The sequence below is a fragment of the Mesorhizobium sp. M7A.F.Ca.ET.027.03.2.1 genome, assembly GCF_003999175.1.
GTDB lineage: Bacteria > Pseudomonadota > Alphaproteobacteria > Rhizobiales > Rhizobiaceae > Mesorhizobium.
The window spans coordinates 1-6,099 of record NZ_RZOM01000297.1 but is presented as its reverse complement, the minus strand read 5'-3'; the positions used below and the strand labels follow the sequence as shown (position 1 = coordinate 6,099).

Here is a 6,099-nt window from a genome sequence, read left to right as displayed (position 1 = left end):
GTGCTGACCGAACTCAATCCGGTCATCATGTGCGACAAGAGCCCCGCCGCCCTGGCTTGCGTGCTCGTCGGCATCGGGCTCGGCGTCTTTCCGGATTATAGCGTCAGCGACGATATCGCCGAGGGGCGGCTGGTGCCGGTGTTTGCCGACTGGAGCCTGCCGTCAGGCGGCATCCACGCGGTCTTTCCGCCGGCCCGGTTCCGGCCCGCCAAGGTGCGCACCTTCGTCGATCTGCTCGCGGCGGCCGAGAGACGGCGATCGCGCGGTGTTGCCGCGGCTTGAAGCCGATGGCGGTCAGCGGGCCTCTTGCAGGATCATCTCGGCTACCTTTTCCGCGATCATGACGACCGGCGAGTTGGTGTTGCCCGAGACGATTGTCGGCATGATCGAGGCATCGACCACGCGCAGCCCGCCAAGCCCGTGAACACGCAGGCCGTCGTCGACCACCGCCATCGTATCCGAACCCATCTTGCAGGTGCCGACGGGGTGGAAGATCGTCGTGCCGATATCGCCGGCCTTGCGGATGAGCTCTTCGTCGCTGTCATACTGCGTGCCGGGCAGCATCTCTTCCGGCGCAAAGCGCGCCACCGCCTGTGCCTTCATCAAACTGCGGACATGACGCAACGACGCGACGGCCACGCTGCGGTCCCCCTCGGTGGAAAGATAGTTCGGCCGGATCTTCGCCGCCTCCCGCGCGTCGGCTGAACCCATGTGCACGCTGCCCCGGCTTTCGGGACGCAGATTGCAGACCGAGACGGTGACCGCGGGAAAGCGATGCAGCGGCTCGCCCAGACGGTCGGTGCTCAGCGGCTGCACATGGTATTCGAGATCGGGCGTTGCGAGGCGCGGATCGCTCCTGGCGAAGATGCCGAGCTGGCTCGGCGCCATCGACAGCGGCCCGCTGCGCTTGAGCGCATATTCCAGCCCCATCGACGCACGGCTGACCAGATTGTGGTAGCGCTGGTTGAGCGTGGCGGTGTTGGCGACCTTGAAGACGGTGCGGATCTGCAAGTGGTCCTGCAGATTTTCTCCGACGCCCGGCAAGGCGTGACGAACATCCACGCCGATGCCCGAGAGCAGGTCGGGGCGGCCCACCCCCGACAGCTCGAGCAGCTTCGGCGAATTGATGGCGCCGGCCGCAAGGATCGTCTGTCCAGCGCGGACCTGGTGCAGGCGGCCGCCTTGGCGGAAAACCAATCCGGTGACGCGCCGGCCGTCGAATTCGAGCCGTTCGGTCTCCGCGCCGAGCACCACGCGCAGGTTCTTGCGCCCCGCTATACCACGCAGGAACGCCTTCGACGTGTTCCAGCGCACGCCCTTCTTCTGGTTGACCTCGAAATAGCCCGAGCCTTCATTGGTGCCGGTGTTGAAGTCTTCGGTGCGGGGAATGCCGAGTTCCTCGGCCGCGTCCCGGAAGGCGTCAAGGATCGGCCATGAAAGCCGCTGCCGTTCGACGCGCCACTCGCCGCCGCTGCCATGCATGGCGCCTTTGCCGCCGTGATAGTCTTCCGACTTGAGGAAGTAAGGCAGGACATCGTCCCAGCCCCAGCCGGCATTGCCGGCCTGACGCCAGCCATCGTAGTCGGCTGCCTGGCCGCGCATGTAGATCATGCCGTTGATCGATGAACAGCCGCCAAGCACCTTGCCGCGCGGATAGTTGAGGCTGCGTCCATTGAGACCGGCTTCCGGCTCGGTCTTCATCATCCAGTCGGTGCGCGGGTTGCCCATGCAGAAGAGATAGCCGATCGGGATATCGACCCAGTGATAGCGGTCGCTGCCGCCGGCCTCGAGCAGCAGCACATTGTTGCGCGGATCGGCGGAGAGCCGGTTGGCGAGCACGCAGCCGGCGGAGCCGGCGCCGACGATGACGTAATCGTAATTGCCGAACGGGGACGGTGGATCTTCGGTCACGTGCGCGCCTGCTGTCCGGCGATGCGCTCCCACATCGGGGTCATCGCCTGGTTGATCTCGCCGTACAGTCGATACCGCCCCGCATATGCATCGGCAACCGCCTCGTTGGGTACAAAATGTCGGGCCGCCGCCGTCATGGCGGCTGCACCGGCACTGTGGTCCGCGAAAATGCCGACGCCGGTGCCCGCCGCGATCGCCGCTCCCAGCGCGCCGGTTTCGCGGCTGCGCGCCACGGTGACGGGCACGCCGAGCACATCGGCGAATATCTGCGGCCACACGCTGCTGCGCGAGCCCCCGCCCGACAGCACCACCTGGTCGAAATCAGCGCCCGCTCTGTGCAAGGTCTCGACATGGCGCTTATGCTCGAAGGCAACGCCCTCGAACAGCGCACGCAGCAGATGGGCTCGGCTGTGCCAGCCGGCGATGCCATAGAAGCCTGCGCGCGCATGGCCATTCTGCTGCGAGCCGTAAAGGAAGGGATGATAGATCGGGATGTCGCTGTTGGGATCGACGGACGCCACCAGTTCGCTGCACAATTCGAACGGCGACTTGCCGGCTTCGCCACCATGTTCGAGGAATTCGCGAACGATCCATTCGAGATTGGCGGCCGAGGTGGCACTGGATTCGATCGCCAGATAGCGCTGGCGGTCGAAAGTCGACAGCATGAAGATCGACTCGTCGCGGATCGGTTCGTCGGTGATGACCTGATTGATGCTCCAGGTGCCGGCGATAACCGAGGCGGCACCGGTTCTGGTCACGCCCGAACCGACCGCGCTGGCGACGACATCGAACAGCCCGGCGACGACCGGCGTGCCGGCGCGCAGTCCCGTCAGGGCCGCCACCTCCGCGCTGACATGACCGGCAATGTCGGCCGATTCCAGCACCGGCGGCAGCAGGTCCATGCAATCGCCGAGCCCATAGGCGGCAAGCAGGTCCGGCTCGTAGCGGCGGTCCTGCATCTGCAGCAGGCCGCAGCCCGACATGTCTGAAGTGTCGCTGCTGCGCGCACCAGTCAGGCGGTTGACGACGAAATCCTTGCACAGGAACACAGTTCCGATGCTGGCGAACAAAGCCGGCGAAAAGCGCTTGAGCCAGGCAAGCAGGGTCGGCGTCTGCGCCGCCCACGGCCGTTGCAGGCAATGTGCATAGGTGCGGTCGCCGACATTCTGTTTTGCCCATTCGGCAACGATGCCGACCGCGCGTGTGTCGAGCGACTGGATGCCGATCAATGGCGCGCCCGTGCGATCGAGCGCGTAGAGCCCGTTGCCATGACCGGCGCAGCCGATGGCGACTATCTCGCCGGCGTCGATGCCGGCTTCAGCGATGCATTGGCCGATGACCGAAACCGCGTTGCGCCAGAGTTCGTCGAGGTCGCGTTCGACATGTCCGGGCTTTGGCATGGACGAGCGGCCGTCACGGGCGGCGAATGCCAGTTCGCGGCCGGACAGGTCGAAGAGGATGGCCTTGATGACGGTGTTGCCGGCATCGAGACCGAGGATATAGCTTGCCATTGGCGCCTCCCGAGGCCGCAGCCTAAGCCTGGTTGTACAGATCCCAGGCCGTGCCGCCATCGGCATCGTTGTGAATGATCGCCATCAGCCCGCGCACGACAGCGCTCGGGTTGGCGTGCTGGTAGATGTTGCGGCCATAGACCATGCCAAGCGCACCCTGTGCCATCAAGGCGGCCGACTTGTCGAACACGGCACGCAGATCCTCCTTGCCGCCGCCGCGCACCAGCACCGGGCAGCGCGCCGCCTCGACGACGCGGTGGAAGTCGTTGGGATCGGTGGTCGGATCGGCCTTGACGATATCAGCACCCATTTCACGGGCAAGCCGGGTCAAGGTGACGATCTTTTCGGCATCGCCGTCGACCATGTAGCCGCCATGCTCTGCGACCGGCAGCATGGCCAGCGGCTCGATCATCAGCGGCAGGCCGTATTTCTCGCAATCGGCGCGCACGCGGGCGATGTTCTGCACGCATTGCCGGAACAGGTCGGGTTCGTCGGGCAGCATGAACAGATTGACCACGACGCAAGCCGCATCCATCTCGATGGCGCCAAGCAAGGGCTCGGCTTCGTTCTGCAGCACCGCCCACATCGCGCGGTGGCGTATCCTGTTATAGGGATTGCCCATGTCGATGCGCATCACCAGCGCCGGCTTGTCCTTGCCCGGCACGGCCTGCAGCAGATCGGCCTGGCCGTAGTTCATCTGGATGGCGTCGGGGCCCGCCTTGACCAACTGGGTGACGACACCGGCCATGTCTTCCAGCCCGGCAAGGAAGCTCGGCTCGTTGCAGACACCGTGATCGATGGCTACGTCGAGGCAGCGGCCGCCACCGAACAGCCGGTTCATGCGGACTTTCTTGTTTATGCGCATAGGGCGCTCCTTTGATGCGTCTGGAGATCGATGCCGTGCCGGTAGGCCAGCAAGGTGAGGAAGGTCGCGCGCTCGGTGGCGGCCTCGCTGGCGCTCCAGCCCTTGTGCGCCGCCAGCATGTCGAGAACGGCATTGACGAGGTCGACGCTGAGACCACCCGAAATGGCGATGGTGGTGCGGCGCAGGAACAGGTCGGCGAGGCACTCGACCTGCTCGCCCTCGATGATGCGCCCTATCTCGCTTGCCGAATAGTCCGACTGCGGCAGCATCTGTTCGCCCGCGGGGTGCGAAACGAAATCCCTGGCCGACGTGCCATAGCGTTGCAGAAGTGTGTGCGCGCGCTCGACCGGCAGGCCATGCTCTGCGGCGAATGATGCGCACCAGGCGTCCGGATCGGCGGGAAAATCGCGGCCGCCACCGATGGCCATGTCCTGCGTGCCCTGGCTGCGCGCGAGGCCGAGCCGCTTCAGCGCCATATCGGCGGCCAGCGCTCCAAACGAACGGAAGGTGGTCCACTTGCCGCCGATCATGCACAACGTCGCCGGCAGATGTCCGGCCGGTTCGACGAACTCGCAAAAATGATCGCGCGGTATGCGGCCCGTAAAACTGTCTTCGCTGGCGGGCAAAGGACGCACGCCGGCAAAGCGGAACACGATCTGGTCATCGCTAACCTTGATCGAGGGGAAGACGAAAGCGAGCGACTGCAGGATGTAGCGCTGCTCGTCCTCCTCGCAACGGACCTGGTCCGGATCGTCCACCCGGATGTCGGTCGAGCCGATCAGCACCTTGCCTAGATATGGAAACAGGATGCAGATGCGCCCGTCCTCGTTCTCATAGTAGACCATATGGCCGCCGAGCGCGTCGAACAGTTCGCCGTTGTCGACGATCAGATGCGAGCCCTTGGTACCGCCCATCATCGTCTGCGCCGTTGCCCCGATGGACTTGTTGGTCAGGTCGATCCAGCCGCCGGTGGCGTTGATGACCAGTTGCGGCCGCACCGGCAGCTCTTCGCCCGTCAGCGTGTCGGTGATGACAAGGCCATCGCCTGTCGACGACACCTGCGCATAGTTCAAGACGCGGGCATTCGTCGCGCTCGCCATGGCGTCCAGCAGCATCTCCAGGCCGAGGCGCTCGGGCCGGCTCACCCAGGCGTCGTAGTAGGTCGCCGAATTGCGGATCGCCGGGTTGATCGCCGGCCATGTCTTCAGGGTTTCAGCGCGGCCCCTGAACCGGTGCGTCGGCATCAAACGCCGTGCAGAGGTGAAAAGGTCATACATGGCAAGCCCGGCCTTGATGACCAGCGCCCCGCGCCGGCTGGGCCGCCGCGTCAGCCCCAGGAAACGCACCGCACCGTTGGCGAGACCCGAGAAAATGTCGAAGATCGGCACCGTCGTCGGTAAAGGGGCCACATAGTGCGGGGCATTCCTCAGCAGCCGGTCGCGTTCGAGCAGCGATTCGCGCACCAGTTTGAATTCGCCGTTTTCGAGGTAGCGCAGGCCGCCATGCACCATGCGCGACAGGGCGGCGCTGGCGCCGCTGCAATAGTCGCCCTTTTCCGCCAGCACGACATCGACGCCTTGCAGGGCCAGTTCGCGAAAGACGCTGATGCCGTTGATGCCGCCACCGATGACGAGCACGGCGATATCAGGCCGGTCGCGCAGACCAGCGATTGTATGACTACGGTTCATCGGGGCTGTTGCCTTTTTTGCTCAGGCATCCATCGCGGTGAGATGCGCGGCTGCCGCGGCGTCGATTGCCCCTAGCTCGCTTGCGGCAAGCGTGATCTCGCCGGCCCGTGCATTGTCGAGCGCC

General features: G+C 65.1%; 5 protein-coding genes and 1 pseudogene. 1 reads left to right on the top strand and 5 read right to left on the bottom strand.

The features are described from left to right. On the top strand, nucleotides 1-282 hold a 282-nt coding region (locus EN750_RS15050; protein ID WP_245482713.1), incomplete at its 5' end, for a LysR substrate-binding domain-containing protein. A gap of 12 nt (nucleotides 283-294) precedes the next feature. Here the strand turns inward: EN750_RS15050 and EN750_RS15045 are convergent. The 5 genes and pseudogenes from EN750_RS15045 to EN750_RS40750 form a co-directional block, all read right to left on the bottom strand. Next, the gene (locus EN750_RS15045) at nucleotides 295-1,911 is read right to left on the bottom strand and encodes a GMC family oxidoreductase (RefSeq protein ID WP_127396889.1); all 1,617 of its coding nucleotides are present in this window, start codon (nucleotides 1,909-1,911) and stop codon (nucleotides 295-297) included. Continuing rightward, complete coding sequence (locus EN750_RS15040; protein WP_127396888.1) at nucleotides 1,908-3,422, bottom strand: FGGY-family carbohydrate kinase; 1,515 nt, start codon at nucleotides 3,420-3,422, stop codon at nucleotides 1,908-1,910. Before EN750_RS15040 ends, EN750_RS15045 begins: the two co-directional genes overlap by 4 nt. Nucleotides 3,423-3,444: 22 nt before the next feature. After that, a complete protein-coding gene (locus EN750_RS15035) occupies nucleotides 3,445-4,287 on the bottom strand; it encodes a class I fructose-bisphosphate aldolase (RefSeq protein ID WP_127396887.1) in 843 nt (280 codons plus the stop codon). Further along, entirely contained in the window at nucleotides 4,278-5,975 is a 1,698-nt protein-coding gene (locus EN750_RS15030) for a glycerol-3-phosphate dehydrogenase/oxidase (protein WP_127396886.1), read from the bottom strand. Before EN750_RS15030 ends, EN750_RS15035 begins: the two co-directional genes overlap by 10 nt. Before the next feature lie 21 nt (nucleotides 5,976-5,996). Further along, nucleotides 5,997-6,099, bottom strand: a pseudogene (locus EN750_RS40750) (aldo/keto reductase); the annotation flags it as partial.

Bases quoted from the DNA above. Each gene is read 5' to 3' on its own strand.
- EN750_RS15040 (WP_127396888.1), bottom strand. From the start codon at position 3,422: ATGGCAAGCTATATCCTCGGTCTCGATGCCGGCAACACCGTCATCAAG.
- EN750_RS15035 (WP_127396887.1), bottom strand. From the start codon at position 4,287: ATGCGCATAAACAAGAAAGTCCGCATGAACCGGCTGTTCGGTGGCGGC.
- EN750_RS15030 (WP_127396886.1), bottom strand. From the start codon at position 5,975: ATGAACCGTAGTCATACAATCGCTGGTCTGCGCGACCGGCCTGATATC.